We start from the raw sequence: 24278 nt of genomic DNA on the forward strand, positions 1-24278 counted from the left end.
GGCTTGGTGTTCTACACGTTCATGACTCGGGTCGTGCGCCCGATCCTCTGGCTGCTATTCCGGCCCCGGGTGATCGGCGGCGAGAACGTGCCGAGCTACGGGCCGCTCATCGTGGCGAGCAACCACCTGTCGTTCATCGACAGCTTCATCATCCCGCTCGCGGTGCCGCGCCCGGTGACCTACATCGCCAAGGCCGACTACTTCGAGGGCGGCGGGCTGAAGAAGGGGTTCGTCCGCTGGTTCCTCACCAACCTCGGGCACGTCCCGGTCCGCCGCGGCGCCCGCCGTGCCGCGATGGGCGCGCTGGAGCAGGCCGCCGAGGTCCTCGACAACGCCGGCGCGTTCGCGATCTACCCGGAGGGTACCCGCTCCCCGGACGGCCGCCTGTACCGCGGCCGGACGGGCGTCGGCTGGCTCGTCCTGGAGTCCGGCGCCCGCGTCCTGCCGGTCGCCCTGGAGGGCACCGAGAAGATCCAGCCCATCGGCGCCGCGTTCCCGCGCGTCTTCGGGCCCCGGCCCACCGTGCGGATCGGCCCGCCGATGGACTTCTCCCACTACCGCGACCTGCCGCCCGCCAAGGCCCGCCGCGCCATCACCGACGAGATCGTCGAGACCATCCAGAAGATGTCCGGCCAGGACTACGCCGGCGAGTACAACGACCGGGCCGAGCAGACCTGACGGCCGAACAGGGCCGAACAGACCTGACACCGCGTGTCGGCGGCGGAGCCGGACGGGTTCGGACCGTAATGTCGCGGGATGGGGCAGAGAAGTCTGGCGATCATGCTGGCCGGGGTGTCCGCCGCCGCGGCCGCGTGCGGGAGCGGCGGCGAGCGTGCGCGGGAGGTCGGCGGCACCGTGCGGGCCGAGGTCGCGGGCATCGGGTTCACCTCCGACCAGCTCGCGCAGGCGCTGCTCGGCGAGGCCCCCGGCTACCGGCGGGCCGGTGAGCCCGACTCCGGCGAGTACGGGTCGCTGAAGGCGATCCAGAACGCCGCCCGGCTCCAGCGCGAGGCCACCCTGGACAAGCCCCGGTGCGGGACGGCGCGTCCCGGCGGCACCGTGGCGAGCGACGTCCCGGCCGCGCTGGTCTCCTTCACCGGCACCGCCGGGCAGACCGCCACCGAGACGCTGATGGGCATGTCCGCCGCCGACGCCGAGAAGCAGGTCAACGCGCGCGTCCCGCCCGGCTGCCTGCGGTTCCGCACGAAGGTCGGCTCGCAGTGGGCCGAGCACCGCGTGGTGGAGACGCCGAAGGGCGAGATCGGGGAGGGTTCGCGCACCGTCGGGGTCACCACGACCGGCGCCGGCGCCCGCGCCCGCACCTGGTACGTGGTGTTCCGCGGCCGCCACTACCTCGCCACCCTCTCGGTCTTCGGCCCGAACGCCACCCGGCAGGACGCCGAGCGGCTCGCCCGCGAGGCGCACGAGCAGGCCGAGCGCGTCCTGCCCTGAGGCGCGCGGCTCGCCGTCGGCCGGGCCGAGCGGATACGGTTCGCCTTACACGGGGCGGACGCCCCGGGCTCGTTCCCAGCGGGGGTGTGCTTGATCGGTAAGGAGGGCCGGGTCACCGGCCGGATCGGTCCGGGGCTCGTCGGCGAGGTGATGATCCCCATTCGCGGCGGGGTCGAGGCGTTCTACGCGCACCCCGTGGACCCGCGCGAGGAGATCGGCGTCGGGGCGATCGTCGTGGTGGTCGAGTACCACCCGCCCCGGACGGTGTACGTGGCACCCGCCCTGCCGCAGTGACCGCCCTGCCGCGGTGACCGCCCTGCCGCGGTGGCCCGAAACGGCCACCCGCCTGGGAGAACCGAATCCGCGGCGCGCGCGTCTGAGGTAAAACGCGGACGGGCGGCCCCCCACCCGCCGCACCCGCTATCTGAAGAGGAGGCCGCATGCCCGTGCTCGCCGTGGCGATCGGGGTCGTCGTCGCCATCATCGTGTTGATCATCTTGTTCAAGATGGTCTGGCGGGTCGCCGAGCCGAACGAGGCTCTGATCATTTCCGGGCTCGGCGCCAAGTCCAAGCCGATCGACGGCGTGGACAGCCTCGGATTCAAGATCGTGACCGGCAAGGGGACGTCCGTCCTGCCCGGCTTCCAGGTGGCCCGGCGGCTGCGCCTGGACAGCCGCGCCGCCAACCTCGAGGTGAACTGCGTGACGCAGCAGGGCATCCCGGTCAAGGTGCGCGGCGTCGTGATCTACAAGGTCGGCGACGACTTCGTGTCGATCGCCAACGCGGCGCGGCGCTTCCTCGAGCAGCAGGGGTCCATGGACGGTGCGATCCACGAGCTGTTCACCGGCCACCTGCGCTCCATCATCGGCAACCTGACGGTCGAGGACCTCATCCTCAACCGGGAGCGGCTCACCAGCGAGACGCGCAGCTCCGCCGCCGACGAGATGAGCAAGCTGGGCCTGGTCGTCGACTCCCTGCAGATCCAGGAGATCGACGACGAGACGGGCTACATCACCAACCTGGGCCGCCCGCACGCCGCGAAGGTCGCCGCCGCGGCCCGCATCGCCGAGGCCGAGCGCAACCAGGAGGCCACCGAGCGGGAGCAGGAGACCGAGCGGCAGAACGCCGCGGTCATCCGCGACACCGAGATCAAGAAGGCCGAGTACGAGGGCCAGGTCCAGCAGGCCGCGCAGCAGGCCCGGCAGGAGGTCATCCTCAAGGAGACCCGCAACGCCGAGCTGGAGGCCGAGCGCACCGAGAAGCGGCTGGAGAGCGAGGTCCGCAAGCCGGCCGACGCCCGCGCGTACGAGCAGGTGAAGCTGGCCGAGGCCGAGCGCGAGGAGCGCATCGCCCAGGCGCAGGCCGCCGCGACGGAGATCCAGCTCCGCGCGCAGCGCGAGGCGGAGGCCACCCGCATCCTCGGTGAGGCCGAGGCGGACGCGACCCGGCAGAAGGGGCTCGCCGAGGCCGAGGCGATCAAGGCCCGCGCCGAGGCGCTGGCGAAGAACACCGACGCCGTCATCGCCCAGCAGCTCGCCGAGCAGTGGCCGCAGATCGTCGAGGCCGGCGCGGGCGTGTTCGGCAACGTCGACAACATGGTCGTGCTGAACGGCGCCGAGGGCATCGAGGACATGCTCGCCAAGGCGCTCACGCTCGGCGGCACCGGCCTGGGCGTGGCGCGGCAGCTGCTCGCCAACCTCAACGGCCAGCCCGCGGCCAACGGCCACAACGGACCGGCGCCGGCCGTCTCGGCCGTCGAGGTCCCCGACGAAGACTGAAACCCGCACAACGCAGAAGGCCCGGCCTCCCGCCGGGCCTTCTCGCGTTGGGCTCCCGGCCCGTAACCGGCAGATTGTGGGGCCGCCCCCCCAATAGACTCCCAACCATGTCCGTGCCGCGGCTCGCCGTCACCGTCGATCTTGTCGTGCTCACCGTGCGGGAGCAGCGCCTGTGCGCGCTGATGTGGCGGCGCGACCGGGCGCCCTACGACGGGGCGTGGTCGCTGCCGGGCGGTTTCATCCAGCTCGACGAGGACCTGCCGGTCGCCGCGTCCCGGCTGATGGCGGAGCGGGCCGGGCTCGCGGACGTGCGCATCCACCTGGAGCAGCTCGCCACCTACGGCTACCCCGACCGCGACCCCCGGCAGCGGGTCGTGAGCGTCGCCTACCTGGGGCTGGCGCCCGACCTGCCCGCGTCCAGCCGGGCCCAGGTGCTGTGGACGGCCGTGGACGACCTCCTCCACCACGACCAGGCCGCGTTCGACCACCGGCGCATCCTGTGCGACGGGATGGAGCGGGCGCGGGCGAAGCTGGAGTACACCTCGCTCGCCGCGGCGTTCTGCCCGCCCGAGTTCACCGTGGCGGAGCTGCGCCGCGTCTACGAGATCGTGTGGGGCACCAGCCTCGACCCGCGGAACTTCCACCGGAAGGTCACCGGCGCCGACCGGTTCCTCATCCCGACCGACCGCACCACGACCCGCGACGGCGGCCGCCCCGCCCGGCTGTACCGGCGCGGCGACGCCCGGCAGCTCCGCCCGCCGATGCTGCGTCCGGGGGTTTGACCTGGGGCGACGTCGCACGCACCGGGCGGCGGTTGCTATTTTCGGCCTCTATGAACGGTGACGAAGCGCTCGGCCTGCTCGTCCGCGACATCGGGGACGCCGGTGTCGAGGAGATGGCCGGCTCCCCGGGCCTCGCGGCCGCCGTCGACCAGCACGTGGCCGCGCTCCGCGACGAGCTGGGCGCCCCCGGCCCGGACGAGCTGATGGGGTACCTGACGGAGTTCGCGGAGGACGCCTTCAACCGGGGCTGGTGGCCGCACGACCCCGGCGACTGGGAGTTCGTTCGGATCGTGGCCGTTTGCTGGATGATGAGGGACGCTGCGTAGGCTGAGGGGCATCACCCCTGTGCAATCTGGAGGACAACGGTGTCCGAGGCAACCACTCCGCGCTTCCGCTCCGTCCTCGACCGGTTCGTGGCTTACAAGCCCGGCAAGGTCGTGGTGTCGCCCGAGGGCCGCTCGTACAAGCTGTCGTCCAACGAGTCGCCGCACGGCCCGCTGCCGTCGGTCGTGGACGCGATCGCCGAGGCGGCGCGGAACGTCAACCGCTACCCCGACAACAACGCGACCGCGCTGACCGAGGAGATCGCGGCGTTCTGCGGCGTCCCCGCCGACCATGTCGCGGTCGGCTGCGGCTCGGTCGGGATGACGCAGATGATGCTGGAGGCCGTCGCCGAGCCGGGCGCCGAGGTCGTCTACGCGTGGCGGTCGTTCGAGGCGTACCCGCTGCTCGTGTCGCTGTCGGGCGCGACGGGCGTCCAGGTGCCGCTGAAGGACGAGACCCACCACCTGGAGGCGATGGCCGACGCGATCACCGAGCACACCCGGCTGATCTTCGTCTGCAATCCGAACAACCCGACCGGTACGGTCGTGCGGCGCGCCGAGCTGGAGGCGTTCCTCGACCGCGTCCCCGCCGACTGCCTGGTGGTGCTGGACGAGGCGTACCGGGAGTACATCCGCGACGACGAGGTGCCGGACGGCCTCACGCTGCGCGGCGACCGCCCGAACCTCGCCGTCCTCCGCACGTTCTCCAAGGCGTACGGGCTCGCGGGCCTGCGCATCGGCTACCTCGTCGCGCACCCGGAGGTGGCGGGCGCGATCCGCAAGACGTTCCTGCCGTTCAGCGTGAACTCCGTCGCCCAGGCCGCCGGCGTCGCGTCGCTGAGGGCTACCGAGGAGCTGATGGAGCGGGTCGAGGGCACGGTGAAGGAGCGCGACCGCGTCCGCAGCGCCCTGCTCGCCGACGGCTGGACGGTCCCGCCGACCGAGGCGAACTTCGTCTGGCTGCGCCTCGGCGACCGGACCATGGAGTTCTCCGCCGCCTGCGACGCCCAGGGCGTGAGCGTCCGCCCGTTCGACGGCGAGGGCGCCCGGGTCTCCATCGGCTCGCCGGAGGAGAACGACGCCTTCCTGGCCGTCGCCAAGGCGTTCCCGCACCGCAACTAGCGACGCACGGCCGCCGCCCCCGCATCGGAGGGCGGCGGCGTTCGCGCGTGCGGACCGGGCGTCCGCGTAGTTCGTTGCGCGAATTATAGAGGCCGCTCGGTGTTACTCTTGCCCTGTGGCTGAGCAGGGTGATGGGCGGATCGGGGTCGTGGCCGCGCTCGTGCGGTCCTCGTTCCTGGTGAATGCGGTGTACGCCGAGTCGGGCCGGGAGTACGGGCTGACTCCGCAGCAGGGGCAGCTGCTCTGCGTGCTGATGTCGCGCTCGTACGGCATGAGCGAGCTGGGTGCGATGCTGCGGCTGGCGAAGTCGAGCCTCACCGGTCTCGTGGACCGCACGGAGCGGAACGGGCTGGTCAGGCGGGAGGCCGACCCGCGGGACACGCGGGCGGTGCGGGTCGCGCTGACCGAGCGCGGCGCGAAGCTGGTCGAGGAGTTCTACGCCGAGACCTGCCGTCGGATCGACGAGCTGCCGGCGGGCCTCAGCGCGCGGGAGCGCGAGACGCTCGCCCGCCTGCTGGGGCGGGTCGTCCTCGACAACGAGGCCCCGCTGGTCTTCAAGGAACCGGACGAAGGGGTCGCCGGCCGCCCGAGCTGATGCCGTTCCAGCGCTCGCGGGCTTGTTGTTCGTAGGGCGAACTGTTACGGTTCGTACTACGAACTCAAGCTCGCGGAAGGCGTGGCATGAACGCACAGGACGTTGTCTTCGGTTTCGGCGCGCACAGCACCTTCGGTGATCAGCCCGAGCTGCTGAGCCTGGTCGAGCGGGCGGACCGGGACGGGCTGGACCTGTTCTCGCTGTCCGACCACCCCTACCTCGGCGAGCGGCTCGACGCGTACGCGACGGTCGGGTTCCTGCTCGGGCGGACGGAGCGCATCGCGGGCTTCGCCAACGTGACGAACCTGCCGACCCGTCCCGCGCCCATGCTGGCGCGGACGGTGACGTCGCTGGCGTCGCTGTCCGGCGGTCGCGTCGTCGTCGGCATGGGTGCCGGCGGCCTGTGGGACCGGATCGCCGACATGGGGGTGCCGAAGCTCTCCCCGGCGGACGCCGTGGACGCCTTCGAGGAGGCGATCACGCTGGTCAAGAAGCTGTCGGGCGGCGGTCCGCCGGTCACCTTCGAGGGGCGCCACTACCGTGTTGACCGGATCGCCCCGGCCCCGGCCGCCGCACCGCCGGTGTGGACCGGGTCCGTCGGCCGCAAGTCGCTGGCCGCGACCGGACGGGTGGCCGACGGCTGGCTCCCCGGGCACGCGGCCGACTGGCTCAGCGAGCGGTACCGGACGTCCCGCCCGGTCATCGACGAGGCGGCCGCGGCGGTGGGCCGCGATCCGCGCGAGGTCCGCACGGTCTTCAACTTCCCCGGACGCATCACCGACCGCCCGCTGCCCGCCACCCGGGACGGCGGCGGCCGCTGGATCGGCGGCTCGGCCGAGCAGTGGGCCGAGGAACTGACCGGCGTGGTGCTGGAGCACGGCGCGTCCGGCTTCATGCTCTTCTCCCCGGACGGCGGTACGTCGGACGCGGTGTCCCTCGGGCGCTGGGGCGCCGAGATCGTCCCAGCGGTCCGGGAAGCGATCGCCAAGGAGAGAGGCTGAGCGGTCTGGTGCGGTGAGGGCTGATGGACGGCGGGGTCACGTTCCATCAGCCCGCACCGTCACGTCGTCTTGGCGGGGCCCAGCTTCTCCACGATCAGGCGGTAGAGCTGGCGGGGACGGCCCGGCTGCGGGGTGCGGTTCGGGGGGGAGCGGCCAGGCCAGGCCCTCCTCCACGAGGGTGCGCAGGAGGCGGCGGGCCGTGCGCGGAGTGACGCCGAGCATCTTGCCCGCGTTCTCCGCGTCCACGATGAGGGGCTGCTCCTGGTCGCCGAGCTTGTCGGCCAGGCGGGCCAGGATCTCCAGACCTTTCGGCTTCGCCTGCGGCTGGGCGCGCGGGGGCGTCCGAGGCGCGGGCACCAGGGCGCGGCCGTCGCGGTCCAAGGCGAAGCCCTGGGCGCGCTGGGAGCTCTGGGAACGGGCCAAGGCGGCGCGGGCGTGGTTCTCCGCTTCGTGGGCGGTGCGGCCCATGCCGATGCCGACCTCGATGGCGAGGCCGAGTTCCTCACGGACGCGCTCAACGAAGGGCGGCGTGCGGAAGCCCTCGGTGGACGTCGTCACGGAGCCGCGCGTGGCGATGACCAGGTAGCTGTGGTCGTCCAGCGGCCAGACCGACGCGTTCATGCGGTGCGCCTCCTGGAGCAGGACGCGGTGCAGCGCGAGCTTCAGCTCGTCCCGCCAGTAGCGGGGAGTGACGCGGCGGGGCGTCTCGCGGAGCGTCGGGACGTCGACCAGGACGACGACGAGCTGCGACTCCTCCAGGCGGTGGTGCGCGCCGAGGAGCGCGGCCGTCTGGAGCGAGCTGCGGATCGCGGCGCCCGTGGGGCGGACCCGGATGGTCGGGACGCCCGCCATCTCCATGCGCTCGGCCGTCGCGTGCACGCAGGTCATCGCGACGGTGGTGGCGCCGCGCCGCCACAGGCGCTCGTGGAACGCGGCGAGCGTGCCGGGACCGGCGGCCTCCTCGCGCAGGTGCACCTGCTCGGTGCCGAGGCTGATCTCGGAGTACGCCTCCTCGACCTCGGCGCGGCCCAGCACGTCGATGCTGACCCGGGCGGGGTCGAAGCGCTCGTCGAGGGCCGCCCGCAGCAGGGCGCCCTGGAGGGCGGCGCCGTTCAGCGGGACGTACGTGGCGGGCATGGTGAGCACGCCGGCCTTGCGCGCGAAGTCGTAGGGGACGGGGCTGGCGAACAGGCAGACGTCGACGCCCGACCCCAGCCGCACGACCTTGTCGGCCGCCTCCTGCTCGTCCCGGTACGCGGCGGCCACCAGCCGGCTCGGTACCGGGGTGGGGCCGTGGCCCATCAGCATGACCCGTTCCACGAGGTCGTGGGGGCCCACGACGCCGATCGTGAGATCGGGAGTGACCGACCCCGTGCGTGCCGCCGTCATCGATGATCGCTCGCTTCCGATCCGTCCTCTCGGCGGGGGCGCCGCCCCGGCCAGCTGTCCGCGCACGTCTCGCCCAACGGTTGACTCATGGCTTGTCGCCCCTGCCTTCTGACCCCAGCACCGCGTTCCGTGCGATTCGCCTTCCCGTCCGGCCCCACCCGCCGCAAAGGCGGACGGGCCCGTCCCGTGGGCCCCGCCCCCCAGCGGACGGGGGCCCTCTGCCTGGCAGATCGGGTCAAGGCGACGAGATGTGACGCCCAGACGCGAAATCGAATCAAGAGTGCGGCGAAAAAGTAACCTACGCGACCCCCTGGTCAGTAATTTGTCACCATTCGGGCAGCCTCGATCCAGCATCTTCGGATGTCCGAAGTTGAAAAACAAGACCCGAAAACATGGCGGAGGGCCCCTCCTGACGCTCTCATGTACAGGAGGGACCCCTGCGGTACCGGTTTGGTTTACCCGTGGGCCGAAATACGGACGTGTCGATGTCGACGGCAGTCGAAAGACGCGTGATCCGTCCAGCCGGTCCCGATGATCATCCGCGCCGCTTTATCACCGGGTGACGAACCGGCCGGATTCAGCGCTCTCCTGGAAAGTCTTCCCAGGTCAGAACGCTGATCCGGTGGCCGGTGCGGTCGGCTGCGGCAGCGGTGCGTAGTCGCCCGGTAACTCTTGGCTCCGGAAATTCCGGAACCGGCGTTACACGTGCCGTCAGGTGCGGACCCGGAGTTGGTCAGGGCGAGGGCCACATTCGGCCGTTTCCGGGCCCGGCGGGCTAGCCCTCCTCGCGGACGATCTCCGCGCCGAGCTGGGACAGCCGCTCGGCGGTGTGCGCGTGCCCGCGGTCCAGGTAGTAGGCGGAGGTGATCGTCGTCTCGCCCTCGGCGGCGAGGCCCGCGAGCACGAGCGCGCTGCCGCAGCGCAGGTCGTGCGCCTCGACCTCGGCGCCGCGCAGCGGGCGCGGGCCGTTGACCTTCGCGCGGTTGCCGTCCACCTCGATGTCGGCGCCCATCTTGCGCAGCTCGTCGGCCAGCTTGAACCGGCCGTCGAAGATCCGCTCGTAGATGTAGGACGGGCCCTCGGCCAGGCAGGACAGCGCCATGATCGGCGACTGGAGGTCGGTGGCGAAGCCCGGGTACTCGTCGGTGATGACGTTGATCGGGCGCAGCGTCCGGTCGCGGCGCACCTGCAGGACGGCGCCCTGCTGGTGGAACTCGACGCCCATCTGCTCCAGCTTGTCGGCGGCGACGCCGAGGTGCTCCAGCGTCGCGCCGACGAGGCTCAGCTCGCCGCCGGTGATCGCGGCGGCCATCACGAACACGCCGGCGTCGATCCGGTCGGGCATCACGGTGTGCTCGACGGCGGTCAGCTCGTCCACGCCCTCGACCGTGATGAACCCGGTGCCGCCGCCGCTGATCTTGGCGCCCATCGCCTGCAGGATCGCGATGTTGTCGAGCACCTCGGGCTCCAGCGCCGCGTTCTTGATCAGCGTGGTGCCGTGCGCCAGCGCCGCCGCCATGATCAGGTTCTCGGTGCCGGTGTGCGAGGGGGTGTCGCAGTAGAGCGTTCCGCCGCGCAGGTCGCCCGCCTTGATGTGGATGATGCCGTCGCCGTTGTCGGCCACCTGCTCGGTGACGGTGGCGCCCATCCGCTTGAAGCCGTTGTAGTGGAAGTCGAGGTTGCGGCTGCCGAGGTTGCAGCCGCCGACGCCCTCGATGACCGCCTCGCCGAGGCGGTGCAGCAGCGCGGGGACGAACAGGAACGAGCCGCGGAACCGGGAGGCGATGTCCGCGGGCAGGACGGGGCTGCTCAGCGACGAGGCGTCGATGACCAGGGTGCGCTCGGTCTCGTGCAGCTCGGCCTTGGCTCCCACGGCGCGGGCCAGCTCCACCGCCCGCCGCACGTCCTCGATGATCGGGACGTTGCGCAGCACGGTCCGTCCCTTGGCGGCCATCAGCGAGGCACCGATCATCGGCAGGACGGCGTTCTTCGCCCCCTGGATGAAGACCGTGCCGTGCAGCTGCCGGCCGCCGCGCACGCGGTAGCGAACCTCGTGGCCCATGCTCATGCCGCCTAACTCCTTCTCGGGTGCGGGTAGGTGCCTGCCATCAAGTGGGAGCACGAGGGCCGAGCGCGCCGAACGGTGTCCCCCCTCTGCGCCAACGCGACCCCAGTAAACCACCGGCTCGGACATGTGCCGTCCGGCCCGCGCCACCCTGGCGCCAGTCTGCTAGGTGAGACCTCCGCGACACGCCAAAAGTTCGCACTCCCCCAGGAAATTTCCCAAGGTGAGCCTAGGGGCGGCGGATCACCGCAGGGACGGTTATCGTGATCATCCATGGACGAATCGCCCGGCTGGGACGCCATCGACGCCGCCCTCCGCCCGCTCTACGGCGACACCCGGCCGTACCATCTCGGCACGATCCACAAATGGTCGCTGGGCGGCCCCGATCCGCTCGACGGGATCAGCGTCTACGCCCGCACGGAGCCCGTCCCGCACTGGCATTTCGTGTCCTACGGGATGACCGAGCTGTACGACAAGAAGTCGGAGAACCCCGACGAGTCGGGCTGGGGGTTCGAGTTCACGTTCCGGCTCGCCCGCGACCCCGCCGAGGAGACCCCGCCGGTGTGGGCGGCGAACCTGCTGCAGAACCTCGGCCGGTACGTGTTCACGTCCGGCAACTGGTTCGAGGCGGGCCACCACATGAACGTCAACGGGCCGATCGCCGCCTCCCGCGAGGACTCGGAGATCCGCGCGGTGACGTTCGTCCGGGACCCGGAGCTGGGCGAGATCTCCACCCCGCACGGCCGCGTCGAGTTCCTCCAGGTCGTCGGGCTGGCGCTGGACGAGTACGAGGCGCTGCGCCGGTGGAACGCCGAGGCCGTGATGGGCGTGCTCGCCCCGAGCCTGCCGCTCTTCGTGACCGACATCGACCGCCGGTCGCTGCTCGCCGACCCGGAGATCGCCCGTGCCGTCGAGGAGGGCATCGCGCGGGACGGCTCCAGCGGCGGGATGCTGTACGTGTCCACGGCGACCTGGGAGCGCGACGGCGCATCGACGACCCTGCGGCTCGGCGCGCTCCAGGCCCCGGCGATCGCCGACTCGCTGCGCGGACGCCTCCCGTTCGGGCGCGAACTGATCCTGCGCACCGAGGACGCGGCGCTCGCGTTCCTGCCCGCCGACGCCTTCTCCGTCGCGGAGCCCGCCGAGGGCGTCCTGGAGGTGCACGTGCCCCCGGCCGCGCTGGACGACCTCACCGCCGCGATGCCGGCCGCGGCGGGCCGGACCGCGGTCGCCGCGCTCCCCGGGCTCACCGTCGAGATCGTCCCTACCGCGATGAAGGACCGCTACGGCGAGGAGACGGGCGAGGTCGTCGGCTGAGGTGGTCGGCTGAGGCCGCCGGCTGAGGGCCGGGCCTCAGGCAGAGCCCTCAGCGGGCTTCGACGACCTCGACCTCGTCGCCGACCGTGAGCGTGCCCAGGGAGCGCGGTACGGCGTTGTAGCCGAACAGGATGCCGCGTTCCGCGGTGCGGTAGGTCGCGAGCGTCCGCAGCGGCTCACGGCCGCGCTCCCCGGTCTCCTGGTCGGTCGTCGTGATGAGGCACCGGTTGCACGGCTTGACCATCTCGATGACGGCCTCGCCCACGCGCAGCAAGCGCACGTCGTCCTCGCCGTAGGGGCCGAGGCCCTCCACGACGAGGCTCGGACGGAACCGGTTCATCGGGAGGGGCTCGTCCAGGCGCGTGTTGAGGTCGTCCAGTGACTCCTGGGAGATGACCAGCAGCGGATACCCGTCGGCGAACATGACCTCACCCCCGCCCCTGGACGTCTCCCTGCGGCCGGTGAAGCGCACGAGGCGGCACTCCGCGCCGAGGAACTCCGCGAACCAGGTCGCGGCCTCGTCGCCCTGGTCGATGCCCTGGCAGTCCTTGCGCTGGATGCGGACGTCCAGCACCTCCCCGTCGTCCGCGGCCTTGTGGACGAGCGGTGCCGCGTTCGGAGCGCCCACCGTCAGGACCTCGCCGTCATAGGACGGGCTCAGCAGCGCCATCCGCGCGAACTCCCGCTGCGACAGGAAGCGGCCGCCGGGGTCGACGAGCATGAACTCGCGGTCGAACGGCAGCCCGCGCGCGGTCAGCTCGGCGCTGCGCAGCGCGGTGCCGCCGCCGCTCTTGAGCGGGTAGGCGTTCAGCTCCGTCAGGGTCCCCTTCAAGGCCCCCTCCTTGGTCTCAGCTCAGTGCGGCGAGCCGGTCGAAGACCGGGCCGAGACGCTCGACGAAGCGCTCCGGGCGGCAGACCTCGTCCAGGCGCTTCTCGTCCAGCGCCAGGCCCGCCTCCGCGGCGTGCTTGCGGAGCGTCTCGCGGAACGGCGTCCCCGTCTCCCAGGTCTCCATGGCGGCCTTCTGGACGAGCGGGTACGCCTGGTCGTCCCGCGACATACCCGCCTCGACCAGTTCCAGCAGCACGGTCGAGGTGTAGATCAGGCCGCCGGTCGACTCCAGGTTCTCCTTCATCCGCGCCTCGTCCACCACGAGCCCGGACATCAGCCGGTTCGTGAGGTTCAGTATGTAGTCGAGCGCGATGGACGCGTCCGGCAGCGCGATCCGCTCGGTGGAGGAGTGCGAGATGTCGCGCTCGTGCCACAGCGGGATGCCCTCCAGCACCGGGACGATCTGCCCGCGCACGATCCGGGCCATCCCGGCGAGCCGCTCGGAGATGATCGGGTTCTTCTTGTGCGGCATCGCCGACGAGCCCTTCTGGCCCTTGCCGAACGGCTCCCACAGCTCGCGGACCTCGGTGCGCTGCCCGTGCCGCACCTCCAGCGCGATCGCCTCGCACACCGTCGCCATGATCGCCAGCGCGGACACCCACTCGCTGATGCCGTCGCGCATGACGACCTGCGTCGACACGTCCGCCGGCCGCAGGCCGAGCCTGCGCGCCACGTGCAGCTCGATCGCGGGGTCGATGTTGGAGTACGTGCCGACCGCGCCCGAGATCGCCATCACGCCGACGGCCTCGCGGGCCCGGCGCAGCCGGTCGCGCGAGCGCGCCATCGCGAACGCGAAGTCGGCGACGCGGTGGCCCCACACGTCGGGCTCGCCGTGGATGCCGTGCGTCCGGCCGACGCGCAGCGTGCCCCTGTGCGCCAGCGCGTGGTCGCGCAGCGTCGCGACGAGGGTGTCGGCCTTGGCGAGCAGGATGTCGGTGGCCTCGACGAGCTGCAGCGCGAGCGCCGTGTCGAGCAGGTCGGACGACGTCATGCCGAAGTGGACGTACCGGGCGGCCTCGCGGGGCTCGGTGTTGTCCGCCCACGCCGACAGGAAGGCGATCACGTCATGCTGCGTGACCGCCTCGATCGCGTGCACCGCCTCCGGGGTCGGCGGCGGCGCCTTCCGCACGGGCTCGACCACCTCCGGCGGGATGGTGCCGGCCTCGGCGTGGGCCTCGACGACGAGGACCTCCACCTGGCACCACAGCTCGTACTTGTGCGCGTCGCTCCAGACGCGCCCCATCTCCGGAAGTGTGTACCGCTCGATCACCCGACGATTGTCCCATTACCCAGGGACGACGTCGTCCGCGGCCTTCAGTGCGATGTCGGAGCGGTGGTGGGAGCCGCGCAGCGAGATCTTGGAGACGGCCGCGTAGGCGGTCGCGCGGGCCGCGGCGAGGTCGGGGCCGGTGCCCACCACGTTCAGCACGCGGCCGCCGTTGGCGACCAGGCGGCCCTCGCCGCCGAGCTTCGTGCCCGCGTGCAGGATGTAGGCGCCGTCGACCGCGGCGGCCTCGTCCAGGCCGGTGATCTCGTCGCCCTTCACGGGGGCGGACGGGTAGCCCTCGGCGGCGACCACGACCGTGACGGCCGAGCCCGGGTGCCATTCGGGACGGAACTCCGGGTCGAGCCCGCCGATCGCGCACGCCTGGAGCAGCGTGGCGAGCGGGGTGGCGAGCCGGTCCAGGACGACCTGGGTCTCCGGGTCGCCGAAGCGCGCGTTGAACTCCACGACCCGCACGCCCTTGGACGTCAGCGCCAGCCCCGCGTACAGGGTCCCCACGTAGGGGATCTCGCGGCGGCGCATCTCGTCCACGGCGGGCTGGACGACCGTGGCCATGACCTCGTCCACGAGGTCGGGGGAGACCCAGGGCAGCGGCGTGTAGGCGCCCATCCCGCCCGTGTTGGGGCCCTCGTCGCCGTCGTAGGCGCGCTTGAAGTCCTGGGCGGGGAGCAGCGGGACGGCGTGCTGCCCGTCGCACAGCGCGAACAGGGAGACCTCGGGGCCGTCCAGGAACTCCTCGATCACCACGCGCTCGCAGGCGGAGGCGTGCCGGGCCGCGGCGCCGCGGTCGTCGGTGACGACGACGCCCTTGCCCGCGGCGAGGCCGTCGTCCTTCACGACGTAGGGCGGGCCGAACGCGTCGAGGGCCTCCTCGACCTGCGCGTCGGTGTCGCAGACGCGCGCCTCGGCGGTCGGCACCCCGGCCGCCGCCATGATCTCCTTCGCGAACGCCTTGGACGCCTCGATGCGGGCGGCGGCGCGGTCCGGGCCGAAGCAGGGGATGCCGCGCGTGCGCAGCGCGTCGCCCACGCCGGCGACGAGCACCGCCTCGGGGCCGATGACGACGAGCTCGGCCCGGAGCCGCTCGGCCAGTTCCGTCACCGCCGTCGGGTCGCACGGGTCGAGCTGGTGGTTGTCCGCGATCTCGGCCGTGCCCGGGTTGCCCGGGGCGCAGTGGAGGGCGGTGACGGTGGGGTCGCGGTGCAGGGCGCGGGCGAGCGCATGCTCGCGGCCACCCGATCCAAGGACGAGTACTCGCACGTCACGCGAGCTTACAGATCCGGGCGCGCGCGGGGAGGGCGGGCATAAGACCCGGCGCCACGGGCGTTGTGGTGGATGCGGTGCCGGGAGGCGTGAGGCGACCGTCACACCCGGGCCGCGTGAACCTCTCCGTAACGGGCAGCGTCCTAAATGTCGGCTGGTAAGCTTCCACGGGCTTGACCGCCCGCTGTCGAGGTGTGTGAAAGGAGGTGGTCGGGATGAGTCCTGGTGATACTTGCAGTTCGCCGGAAAACCCTCACAGTCCGCACAGGACTGTTCTTCCGTCCGCCTCCGTCTGGCGCCCGGCCATCGCCTTCGCGCGCTCCCTTCGCTGACAAGCCTGGGTTGAGCGCGCGCTGCGCGCGTGTGGCCGGCGGGTTAGGAGCACCTCATGGCCATGACACGAGTCCGCCCAGGCCGCGCGCTGTTCAAGACGCGCGGCCGCCCCAGCGGCGTGCAGGCTCCGCACCGCGATTCGGCCGTCATCGACTGGGCGGCCTACATCGACGGCCACCGGGTCTGCACCGACACCGTCGCCGACGCCGTCCGCCTGATCCGCGACGGCCGGCTGACCCCCGACGGCGACAGCGCCGGTTTCGTGTGGGTCGGCCTCCATGAGCCGTCCGCGACCGAGCTGGCCGAGATCGCCGAGGTCTTCGGCCTGCACCCGCTCGCCGTCGAGGACGCCATCCACGCCCACCAGCGGCCGAAGCTGGAGCGCTACGACGACGTGCACTTCGTCGTCATGAAGACCGTCGGCTACGTCCCGAGCGAGCCCGGCGGCGCCGAGGTCGTCGTCACCGGCGAGATCATGCTCTTCTGCGGCCCCGACTTCGTGGTGACCGTCCGGCACGGCGTCCACGGCGAGCTCGGCGCCGTCCGCCGCGACCTGGAGCGCGACCCGGCCCGGCTCGCCCTCGGCCCGGCCGCCGTCCTGCACGCCGTCGCCGACCGCGTCGTGGACGGCTACGTCAGCGTCGCCGACGCCGTCATGGAGGACATCGACGAGGTAGAGGAAGCCGTCTTCTCGCCGGAGCGCACCGACGAGTCGCGGCGCATCTACCGGCTCAAGCGCGAGGTCATCCAGCTCAAGCGCGCGGTGGGGCCGCTGGCCGGGCCGCTGCGCAACCTCTCCGGGCGGCGGTTCGTCCCGGCCGAGATAAGGGAGTACCTGCGCGACGTCGAGGACCACCTCACCCGCGTCCGCGAGCAGGTCGAGTCCTACGACGAGCTGCTGAACCCGATCCTCCACGCGCACATGACCCAGGTCACCGTCGCCGACAACAAGGACATGCGCAAGATCTCCGCCTGGGGCGCCATCTTCATGGTCCCCACCGCCATCGCGGGGGTCTACGGGATGAACTTCACGTTCATGCCCGAGACCCAGTGGCGCTACGGCTACCCGATGATCCTCGGCATCATCGGCCTGGCCTGCATGTCCCTCTACCGGGGCTTCCGCCGCAACGGCTGGCTCTAGGGCCGCCCCCAAGGCCCTAGGGCCAACTCCAAGGCCGGAACAGCCTGCCTAGACGGCCGCCAGGACCTCCTGGAGCCGGTCCGGGTAGTCGGTGACGATGGCGTCGACGCCGTACTCGATGAAGCGGGCCATGTCGTCTGGGGCGTTGACCGTCCAGACGATGACCGGCAGAGCCAGCGCGTGGGCCTGCTCCACCAGTTCGGGCGTGGTGATGACGTCCTCAGGCGAGACGGCGGTCGCACCGGCCGCGAGAGCGGCGGCCACCGGATCCGCAGGGGACAGACCCGCCAGCCACGCCGTGCCCTGGACGAGGGTCTTGCGCTCCATCAGCGCCACACGGCCCAGTTCCGGGTAGTGGCTGCGGGCCTCGGCCAGGATCCGCCAGTCGAAGGCCAGAAGCCGGGCACGGCCGGCCATGCCCGTGGACCTCAGCACGTCCACCACGGCGGCGGTGAAAAGTTCGACCTCTTCGTCCGTCCACGTGGGGTCGGTCTTCAGTTCCACGGACAGGGCCGTCTCCGACGGGGCGAGCAGCAGGCACGCCTCCGCCAGCGTGGGGATGACCGTGCCGGGCATCCCCAGATGCGTGCCCGCGTCCACCGTGCGGAGCTGCGCCAGCGTCAGCTCACGGATCGGCTTGCCCACGTAGGGGAAGTCGGGGTCGTCGGGCTGGGCGGGGTCGCCGTCCACCAGGTTGCGCGACGACAGGACCTGGTCGTGGTTCAGGACGGCCACGCCGTCCGCTGACAGGCCCACGTCCAGCTCGATGGCGTCCACGCCCAGGTCGAGGGCGTGCACGAAACCGGGAAGGGTGTTCTCCGGACGGAGGCCGCGCGCGCCCCGGTGCCCGTGCACCTCGACGGTTGAAATCACCGATCGCACGCTACCGGCGGCGGCTGAACGCGGGGTGAAGAATGCCGGACAAGGGAGCGACGCCGCACAAGGGAGCGACGTCAGACAAGGGAGCGGAGCGCGAGCGTCTGGTCGCGGCCGGGGCCGACGCCGATGGCGGAGATCTGGGCGCCGGACATCTCCTCCAGGGCCCGGACGTAGGCCTGGGCGTTGGCCGGCAGGTCCTCGAACTTCTTCGCGCCGGTGATGTCCTCCTGCCAGCCGTCCAGGTACTCCAGGATGGGCTTGGCGTGGTGGAACTCGGTCTGGGTGGTGGGCAGCTCGTCGACCCGCTCGCCGTCCACGTCGTAGGCGACGCACACCGGGACCCGCTCCAGCCCGGACAGCACGTCCAGCTTCGTCAGGAAGTAGTCGGTGATGCCGTTGACGCGGGTCGCGTACCGGGCGATGACCGCGTCGAACCAGCCGCAGCGGCGGTCGCGGCCCGTGGTGACGCCGTACTCGCCGCCGGTCTTGCGCAGGTACTCGCCCTGCTCGTCCAGCAGCTCGGTGGGGAACGGCCCGGAGCCGACACGGGTCGTGTACGCCTTCAGGATGCCGATCACCCGGGTGATCTTCGTGGGGCCGACGCCGGAGCCCGCGCACGCGCCGCCCGCCGTCGGGCTGGACGACGTCACGAACGGGTAGGTGCCGTGGTCGATGTCGAGCAGCGTGCCCTGCGCGCCCTCCAGCAGGACGACCTTGCCGTCGTCCAGGGCCTTGTTCAGCACGAGCGTGGTGTCGGCGACGAACGGCTTCAGCCGCTCCCCGTAGGTCACGTACTCCTGGACGATCGGGCCCGTGTCGATGCGGCGCCGGTTGTAGACCTTCGTCAGCACCTGGTTCTTCTCGCGCAGCGCCAGGTCGAGCTTCTGCGTGAGGATGTTCGGGTCGAACAGGTCCTGGACGCGGATGCCCATCCGGTTGATCTTGTCGGCGTAGGTCGGGCCGATGCCGCGCCCGGTCGTGCCGATCCGGGCCTTGCCGAGGTACCGCTCGGTGACCTTGTCGAGGGCGCGGTGGTGCGGCATGATCAGGTGCGCGTTCGCCGAGATCAGCAGCCGCTCGCAGGAGATGCCGCGCTCGCGCAGCCCGTCGATCTCCTGGAGCAGGACGGCCGGGTCGATCACCACCCCGTTGCCGATCACCGGGACGACGTCCGGCGACAGGACACCGGACGGCAGCAGGTGCAGCGCGTAGCTCTTGTCGCCGATGACCACCGTGTGGCCCGCGTTGTTGCCGCCCTGGTAGCGGACGACGTAGTCGACGTCCCCACCGAGCAGGTCTGTTGCCTTGCCCTTGCCCTCATCTCCCCACTGGGCACCGACAAGAACGATGGCAGGCATGCCACTTTTCCTTCCCACGACGAAGGCCCCGGTCGCCGCAAGCGCGAAGGGGCCTCTTGCGATCAAAGCGTACCCGCACCTGCGCCGCAAGGAAACCGGAGCCGGATCCGCCCCGCTGGTCAGCGGCCGGTGCGGCGGGGCCAGTAGTTCTCCGCGAACAGCTTCGCGACCAGCTCGCCGCGGCTCGACACGCCCGTCTTGGCGAAGACCGCCTTGATGTGGTCGCGGACGGTGTGCGGGGAGATGACCAGTTCGGCGGCGATGTCGCCGGTCGCCAGCCCGCGCGCCAGCAGCTGGGTGATCTCCAGCTCGCGGGCGGACAGCCCGTACGCCTCCGCGATGACCGGCGCCATGTCGGAGCCGGTGGCGGGCTGGACGACCACGGCGGTGGGGCCGGGCGCGCCGCCGGGGCCGCCGTCCAGGCAGGAGGCGTGGACGGCGAGCCACTGGCCGTCGCGGGTGCGGATCCGGATGCGGGCCGCGCCGCGGTCGTGCCCGGCGGCGACGGCGCGGGCCTGCGCGGCCGTCCCGGCGAGCCACACCGGCAGGGGCGGGCCCAGCGGGGACGGGACGGTCGGGCCGTCCGGGAGGCGGCCGAGGTGGTGGCGGGCCTCGGCGTTGATCGAGATGGGCGTCCCGGCCGCGTCGAAAAGGATGAGCCCAGGGTCCTGCGGGGCGGCGGGCCCCGCCGCCGGGACCGGCCGGGCCAGCTCCCGCAGGCGGTCGGCCAGCGGTGCCGACAGCCCGGCGACCAGGGAGATCTCGGCCGGGCCGAAGGGCTCGCGGCCCTTCTCGCGGAACAGGCTGACGACGCCCCAGGGCCGCCCGCCGGTGCGCAGGACGGCGCGCAGCTCGTCCCCCACGCCCCGGCGCCCGAGGAGCCTGCGGAACTGGGCGCTGCGCGCGGGCAGCCCGCCGGTGGCCGCCGCGAGCCCGGCGGCGGGGACGGCGGCGCGGGCCAGCTCGCGGTACGGCAGCACCGTCTCCTCCAGGAGCGCGCACTCCCAGTAGGCGAAGCAGTCCTCGCCGCGCCCGAGGTTCTCCACCCGCATCGGCGCGGTGACGAGTCCGGTCTCGGGATCGGTGGCCGACCAGGCCGCCGCCTGGAAGCCGACGAGCCGGCCGAGCCGCGCCGAGGCGGCCGCGAAGAGGCCCGCCGCGTCCCGCGCCCGTGCGGCCCCGTCGAGCAGGGCCCGCCGCTCCCGCTGATCGATCACGCCTTCAGTCTGCCCGGCGTGCGTCGCCGCCGGACCCCCTCAGACGGGGGATCGCGGCGCGGGCGGATCCCCGCGTCCGCGGGATGGGGCGGGCGCGGCCGGGCGGCGAGGCTCGGCGGCATGGACATCGCGATCATCGGGGCGGGCGCGGCGGCCGTCGCGCTGCTGGACGCCCTCGATCCCTCGGACGTGCGTACCGTCACCGTGTTGGACCCCTCGGACGCGCCGTGGCGGGGCCGCCCCTACCGGCCCGACCTGGACTCCGTCCTCGTCAACGCCCCGCCGCCGATCATGTCGATCCGGGCGGGGGACCCGCACCACTACGCGCGCTGGCTGGACGGCCGACCGGCGAGCTACCTCGACGAGCGGCTCGGCAGCCCGATCCCGCCACGCGCCGCCTACGGGCGGTACCTGGCGGACACCGCCGAGGCGGCACTCGCCCGCTTCACCGAGGCGGAGGTCGTCCCGTCGGCGGTGACCGGTGTGTCCCTGGCCGGCCGGCCGTCCACACGGCGGACGGCCGGACCCGAACGGCCGACCAGGTCGTGCTGTGCGTCGGAGGCGGCACGCCCCGCGACCTCTACGGGCTGGCGGGCGCACCCGGCTTCACCGCCGACCCCTACCCGCTGGAACGGACCCTCGAAGGCGTCCCCTCCGAATGCGACGTGGCCGTCATCGGCGGCGGCCTCACCGCCGTCGACATCGTGGTCTCCCTCGCCGCGCGCGGGCACACCGGCCGGATGAGCCTGGTGTCGCGGAGCGGCGCGCTCCCGTTCGTCTGGCAGCGTCCGACCGAGACGGGCCTCCGGCACCTGGCGCCCGAGCGGCTGCGGTCCCTCGGCGGCCCGGTCACCCTCTCCGGATTCGCCGACCTGATCCGCGCGGAGCTGGCGGAGCGCGGCGAGAGCTGGGACGAGCTGGCCGCCTGGATCACCGCGGCGATGCGCCGGGACCCGGCCGCGAACCTGCGCGAGCAGCTCGCCATGGTGGACGCCCCGCAGCTCGGCCGCCGCATCGTGCAGGAGGCCGCGCACACCGCCGGCCCGATCGCCTGGCGGCTGCTTCCCCCGAGCGACCGGGAGCGGCTCCGCACCCGCCATCTCCGGACGGTCACGAGCCTGGCCTCACCGATGGTGCCCCGCAACGCCGCAGTGCTCCTGGAGCTGTTCGAGGCGGGGACGCTGGAGGCGCTGCCGGGGCTGGAGAAGATCGAGCCCGGCCGCCGGTTCCGGATCACCCACGCGGCGGGCGTCCGCACGGCCGGCGCCGTGATCAACGCGGTCAACCCGCCGCCGCACGCGATCCCGCGGGCTGCGGAGGCGCTCGCCACGTCCCTCCTGGCCCAGGGCGCCGCGCAGGATTCGGACGGCGGCCTCGCGACCGATCCCGGCACGGGCCGGCTCCTCATCGAGGGCCGCCCCGATCAGCGTCTGCACGTCGTCGGGGACCTGGCCGGCGGAGGGCCGTTCCTGGTCTCGGGGATTCCGGGCGTGGCCGCCCAGGCGCACCGGGCGGCCCGCTCGATCAGGAGCCGTTGAGGACGTCCGAGGCCGTGGGGCTGCTGTCGCGCAGGAACGTCTTGCAGCGCTCGGCCTCGTCCTCCTCGCCGATCGCCGCGGCGGCGCGGCCGAGGGCGTGCAGGGCGCGGAGGAAGCCGCGGTTGGCCTCGTGCTCCCACGGGACGGGCCCGTGGCCCTTCCAGCCGGCCCGGCGGAGCTGGTCCAGGCCGCGGTGGTAGCCGGTGCGGGCGAAGGCGTAGGAGTCGATGACGGAGCCGTTGGCGAAGGCACGGTCGGCCAGCTCGGCCCACGCGCCGGGGTAGTCCGGGTGGCGCGCGGCGACTTCGAACGGGTCGACGCCGTTCTCCAGGGCCGTCCGGGCTTCGGGATTGTCCGGGAGTTCGGTCGGAGGAGGGCCGCCGAGCAGGTTCTGGGTCATGCGGGCCATCGTAAGCAGGCCCGTCGCGCGCCCGGCAAGCAGGGGCGGGCGCCCCGGGGAACCGGAGCGCCCGCACGTGAGCCGTCGGTTACTTGCGGGCCTGGAAGAGGCGGGCGACCTGGTCGCTCAGCTTCGGCGCCTCAGTGGCACGCGCCTGGGTCCGCATGGCGGGGAACAGCTCGGTGTAGCTCTTGCTCGCCAGGTACATCTGGAAGTTCGCGGCGTTGCCCCCGGACGCCGACGGCAGCCCGGAGCGGAAGTCGACGAGCCAGCCGAGCCAGCCGCAGCTGCTCGCGGGCACCGAGAACGTCGTGTCGTTCATCTTCATGGCGATGGCGTTGTCGAACCACTCGACCGAGTCGTTGTCGCCGACGAGGTTGAGCGACACCGGCGCCTTCTTGGAGCCGATGTAGCAGTCGTCGCCGAGCAGGTCGTTCTTGAGCTTGATCCTCATGTCCATGGTGGAGGCGTACTGGCCCTGCTCCGTGGTGAAGAGCCGGAAATTGCCGACGTACTTCGTCTTGACCTTGAGGTCGAGCAGGGGGATGCCCTCCGATCCGGGGATGCCGAGCGCGCCTCCCGGCACGGTCATCGCCTTGGACTTCATGCTCACGAAGTTGTTGATGGGGTCGCCGACCGCGGGGTCGTAGCCGCTCTGCACGGTGATCGTGATCGGCTCGGTGATCTCCTGGGTCATCGAGCCGAGCTTCATGGTGCCGCTGCCGAGGACGATGATCGCGCACTGCCAGTTGGCGGGGTTCGCGCCCACCGGCAGCTGGTCGGGGCAGTCGCTGTAGTCGAAGGTGACGGGCGCGTTCTCGCCGGGAGCCGCCGCCGCGGGAGCGGCGCCGAGGCCGACGACGGCCGGCACGGCCAGGGCGAGGGCGGACAGCAGGCGGGCGGAGCGCCGCAGGGGCCGCATCAGGGCACGGGGTGAGGATGTCACGAGGTGGGGTGCCTTTCTTCTCGCAAGCGCCCGAGCGGCGCGTGAGAACGTTCCAGTAGGCACTGTAAAGATCCACTCGCCCGTGCTCAAGATCCTTTTTGTCACGGAGAGATGAAGCTACTGACCGGTACCGGCCGCGCGCCGGGATGCCGTCAGACCATGGCGGGGCCGGGGAGCGGCAGGCTGAAGTGCGCCGACTCGCCGTCCAGCCGGGAGCGGGCTGCCGGCCAGCCCCGGTGGACGAACGAGATCCCCTGCCGGTTCGTCAGGATGACGTCCGCGTCGAACCCGGTGATGCCGCGCCGCGCCGCGAGCTGGGCGAGGTAGCCGACCAGGGCGCTGCCGAGCCCGCGGTGCTGCCAGGGGTCGGCGACGAGGACGGCGACGTCCGCCCGCCAGGGCCGCTCGGCGTCGCGGACGTACTCGGCGATGCCCGCGATCTCGTCGCCGTCCAGGCCGACCATGGCCTCGCGGTCCCAGTGGTCGAGGCGGTCGAGCATGCCCACGTAGTACTCGGGGATGCGCGGCGTGCCGGAGAAGAAGCGCGTGTAGAGGCTGGCGGACGAGAGCCGGTCCGACATCCGCCGCACGCGCGGGCCGTCGGTGACCCCGTACGGCCGGATCCGCACGTCGGCGAGGCCGCGCGCATCGAGTTTCTTCATGCAACTCATTGGACCGCAGAAGGTTGCGTGAAGCAACCCAAAAGTTCGTCAGGCGGCCGGACCCGGCCGGGGATCAACGTCGGACGGACCGAGGCGCGCGCCGCAGGAGTCGCAGGTGAAGTCGGGGGTCAGCCGGCCGTCGCAGCCGCGATGGCCGATGATCAGCGGTGGTCCGTCCGGCGCGTAGTGGCGGTCGCCCCACATCAGCAGCGTCATGACCGCGGGCCACAGCTCCACGCCCTTGCGGGTGAGCCGGTACTCGAACCGTTCCGGCCGCTGCTGGTAGGGAACGCGGCGCATGATGCCCTCGTCGCACAGCCGGTTCAGCCGGTCGGTGAGGACGTTGCGGGCCACGCCGAGCACGTCCTGGAAGTCGTCGAAGCGCCGGACGCCCTGGAAGGCGCTGCGGATCACCAGCATCGTCCACCGGTCGCCGACGACCTCCAGCGACCGGGCGACGGAGCAGTTCTGCGACTCGTACGTCCGAGGTAGTGCCACATGCCGGACACTACCCGAGTTTCATGAAACAACGCGGCCCCAGGG

Annotated in this window: 24 protein-coding genes and 1 pseudogene; 13 read left to right on the forward strand and 12 right to left on the reverse strand. The window is 72.2% G+C overall.

Annotated elements, in window-relative coordinates; all coding sequences use genetic code 11:
- The first annotated feature begins 6 nt into the window (after nucleotides 1-6).
- The 9 genes from CHF16_RS25670 to CHF16_RS25710 all read left to right on the forward strand — a co-directional run bounded on the left by CHF16_RS25670 (nucleotide 7) and on the right by CHF16_RS25710 (nucleotide 7053).
- Nucleotides 7-678, forward strand: a complete 672-nt coding sequence (locus CHF16_RS25670) for a lysophospholipid acyltransferase family protein (RefSeq protein ID WP_089328701.1) — start codon at nucleotides 7-9, stop codon at nucleotides 676-678.
- A 78-nt stretch (nucleotides 679-756) separates the two neighbouring features.
- A complete protein-coding gene (locus CHF16_RS25675; RefSeq protein WP_089328702.1) occupies nucleotides 757-1452 on the forward strand; it encodes a hypothetical protein in 696 nt (231 codons plus the stop codon).
- 90 nt (nucleotides 1453-1542) lie between these two features.
- Nucleotides 1543-1746 carry a hypothetical protein gene (locus tag CHF16_RS25680; protein ID WP_089328703.1) on the forward strand — a complete coding sequence of 68 codons (204 nt, stop codon included), beginning with the start codon at nucleotides 1543-1545 and terminating at the stop codon, nucleotides 1744-1746.
- Nucleotides 1747-1892: 146 nt separating this feature from the next.
- Nucleotides 1893-3230, forward strand: a complete 1338-nt coding sequence (locus CHF16_RS25685; protein ID WP_089328704.1) for an SPFH domain-containing protein — start codon at nucleotides 1893-1895, stop codon at nucleotides 3228-3230.
- A gap of 107 nt (nucleotides 3231-3337) precedes the next feature.
- Nucleotides 3338-4012 carry an NUDIX hydrolase gene (locus CHF16_RS25690; RefSeq protein WP_089328705.1) on the forward strand — a complete coding sequence of 225 codons (675 nt, stop codon included), beginning with the start codon at nucleotides 3338-3340 and terminating at the stop codon, nucleotides 4010-4012.
- Between the two features lie 50 nt (nucleotides 4013-4062).
- Nucleotides 4063-4338: a DUF6401 family natural product biosynthesis protein gene (locus CHF16_RS25695; RefSeq protein WP_089328706.1), complete on the forward strand. Its 276-nt coding sequence runs from the start codon at nucleotides 4063-4065 to the stop codon at nucleotides 4336-4338.
- Nucleotides 4339-4377: 39 nt separating this feature from the next.
- Nucleotides 4378-5457, forward strand: coding sequence for a histidinol-phosphate transaminase (gene hisC, locus CHF16_RS25700; protein WP_089328707.1), 1080 nt, complete (start codon nucleotides 4378-4380; stop codon nucleotides 5455-5457).
- Nucleotides 5458-5572: 115 nt separating this feature from the next.
- Nucleotides 5573-6052: a MarR family winged helix-turn-helix transcriptional regulator gene (locus tag CHF16_RS25705; RefSeq protein WP_179271699.1), complete on the forward strand. Its 480-nt coding sequence runs from the start codon at nucleotides 5573-5575 to the stop codon at nucleotides 6050-6052.
- A gap of 86 nt (nucleotides 6053-6138) precedes the next feature.
- Nucleotides 6139-7053: an LLM class flavin-dependent oxidoreductase gene (locus CHF16_RS25710; RefSeq protein WP_089328708.1), complete on the forward strand. Its 915-nt coding sequence runs from the start codon at nucleotides 6139-6141 to the stop codon at nucleotides 7051-7053.
- A 59-nt stretch (nucleotides 7054-7112) separates the two neighbouring features.
- On the opposite strand, the pseudogene CHF16_RS25715 reads toward CHF16_RS25710, so the two are convergent.
- A pseudogene (locus CHF16_RS25715) lies at nucleotides 7113-8361 on the reverse strand (transcriptional regulator).
- A gap of 856 nt (nucleotides 8362-9217) precedes the next feature.
- Nucleotides 9218-10504 carry a UDP-N-acetylglucosamine 1-carboxyvinyltransferase gene (gene murA / locus CHF16_RS25720; RefSeq protein WP_089328765.1) on the reverse strand — a complete coding sequence of 429 codons (1287 nt, stop codon included), beginning with the start codon at nucleotides 10502-10504 and terminating at the stop codon, nucleotides 9218-9220.
- Between the two features lie 276 nt (nucleotides 10505-10780).
- Between murA and CHF16_RS25725 the strand changes: the two genes are divergently transcribed.
- Nucleotides 10781-11824, forward strand: coding sequence for a suppressor of fused domain protein (locus CHF16_RS25725; RefSeq protein ID WP_089328709.1), 1044 nt, complete (start codon nucleotides 10781-10783; stop codon nucleotides 11822-11824).
- Nucleotides 11825-11873: 49 nt separating this feature from the next.
- Here the strand turns inward: CHF16_RS25725 and CHF16_RS25730 are convergent, their stop codons facing one another.
- Genes CHF16_RS25730 through purD form a run of 3 tightly spaced genes read right to left on the reverse strand, consistent with a single transcriptional unit; the run spans nucleotide 11874 to nucleotide 15258 of the window.
- Nucleotides 11874-12656, reverse strand: coding sequence for an MOSC domain-containing protein (locus CHF16_RS25730; RefSeq protein WP_089328710.1), 783 nt, complete (start codon nucleotides 12654-12656; stop codon nucleotides 11874-11876).
- 16 nt (nucleotides 12657-12672) lie between these two features.
- Nucleotides 12673-13983: an adenylosuccinate lyase gene (gene purB / locus CHF16_RS25735; protein ID WP_089328711.1), complete on the reverse strand. Its 1311-nt coding sequence runs from the start codon at nucleotides 13981-13983 to the stop codon at nucleotides 12673-12675.
- Nucleotides 13984-13998: 15 nt separating this feature from the next.
- Nucleotides 13999-15258: a phosphoribosylamine--glycine ligase gene (purD, locus tag CHF16_RS25740; protein ID WP_089328712.1), complete on the reverse strand. Its 1260-nt coding sequence runs from the start codon at nucleotides 15256-15258 to the stop codon at nucleotides 13999-14001.
- Nucleotides 15259-15649: 391 nt separating this feature from the next.
- On the opposite strand from purD, the gene CHF16_RS25745 reads away from it, so the two are divergent.
- Nucleotides 15650-16735: a magnesium and cobalt transport protein CorA gene (locus CHF16_RS25745; RefSeq protein ID WP_089328713.1), complete on the forward strand. Its 1086-nt coding sequence runs from the start codon at nucleotides 15650-15652 to the stop codon at nucleotides 16733-16735.
- Nucleotides 16736-16783: 48 nt separating this feature from the next.
- On the opposite strand, the gene CHF16_RS25750 is transcribed toward CHF16_RS25745, so the two are convergent.
- The 3 genes from CHF16_RS25750 to CHF16_RS25760 all read right to left on the reverse strand — a co-directional run bounded on the left by CHF16_RS25750 (nucleotide 16784) and on the right by CHF16_RS25760 (nucleotide 20189).
- Nucleotides 16784-17608: a glycerophosphodiester phosphodiesterase family protein gene (locus CHF16_RS25750; RefSeq protein ID WP_089328714.1), complete on the reverse strand. Its 825-nt coding sequence runs from the start codon at nucleotides 17606-17608 to the stop codon at nucleotides 16784-16786.
- An 80-nt stretch (nucleotides 17609-17688) separates the two neighbouring features.
- On the reverse strand, nucleotides 17689-18972 hold the full coding sequence (locus CHF16_RS25755) for an adenylosuccinate synthase (RefSeq protein WP_089328715.1): 1284 nt from the start codon (nucleotides 18970-18972) through the stop codon (nucleotides 17689-17691).
- A 119-nt stretch (nucleotides 18973-19091) separates the two neighbouring features.
- Complete coding sequence (locus CHF16_RS25760) at nucleotides 19092-20189, reverse strand: helix-turn-helix transcriptional regulator (protein WP_218826834.1); 1098 nt, start codon at nucleotides 20187-20189, stop codon at nucleotides 19092-19094.
- 120 nt (nucleotides 20190-20309) lie between these two features.
- Here CHF16_RS25760 and CHF16_RS40955 point away from each other — a divergent pair, with 120 nt between their 5' ends.
- Together CHF16_RS40955 and CHF16_RS40960 are read left to right on the forward strand one after the other, a co-directional pair.
- On the forward strand, nucleotides 20310-20933 hold the full coding sequence (locus CHF16_RS40955; protein ID WP_218826835.1) for an FAD/NAD(P)-binding protein: 624 nt from the start codon (nucleotides 20310-20312) through the stop codon (nucleotides 20931-20933).
- On the forward strand, nucleotides 20855-21727 hold the full coding sequence (locus CHF16_RS40960; protein WP_218826836.1) for an FAD/NAD(P)-binding protein: 873 nt from the start codon (nucleotides 20855-20857) through the stop codon (nucleotides 21725-21727). Before CHF16_RS40955 ends, CHF16_RS40960 begins: the two co-directional genes overlap by 79 nt.
- Here CHF16_RS40960 and CHF16_RS25770 read toward each other — a convergent pair.
- The 4 genes from CHF16_RS25770 to CHF16_RS25785 all read right to left on the reverse strand — a co-directional run bounded on the left by CHF16_RS25770 (nucleotide 21714) and on the right by CHF16_RS25785 (nucleotide 24233).
- A complete protein-coding gene (locus tag CHF16_RS25770) occupies nucleotides 21714-22136 on the reverse strand; it encodes a DUF3151 domain-containing protein (RefSeq protein ID WP_218826837.1) in 423 nt (140 codons plus the stop codon). The two genes, CHF16_RS40960 and CHF16_RS25770, sit on opposite strands and share 14 nt — an antisense overlap.
- 79 nt (nucleotides 22137-22215) lie before the next feature.
- A complete protein-coding gene (locus tag CHF16_RS25775) occupies nucleotides 22216-23049 on the reverse strand; it encodes a hypothetical protein (protein ID WP_089328717.1) in 834 nt (277 codons plus the stop codon).
- Between the two features lie 176 nt (nucleotides 23050-23225).
- Entirely contained in the window at nucleotides 23226-23735 is a 510-nt protein-coding gene (locus CHF16_RS25780; RefSeq protein WP_089328718.1) for a GNAT family N-acetyltransferase, read from the reverse strand.
- Between the two features lie 48 nt (nucleotides 23736-23783).
- On the reverse strand, nucleotides 23784-24233 hold the full coding sequence (locus tag CHF16_RS25785) for a winged helix-turn-helix transcriptional regulator (protein ID WP_089328719.1): 450 nt from the start codon (nucleotides 24231-24233) through the stop codon (nucleotides 23784-23786).
- Between the last annotated feature and the right edge of the window lie 45 nt (nucleotides 24234-24278).

This window comes from Actinomadura meyerae (assembly GCF_900188445.1).
Taxonomy (GTDB): domain Bacteria; phylum Actinomycetota; class Actinomycetes; order Streptosporangiales; family Streptosporangiaceae; genus Spirillospora; species Spirillospora meyerae.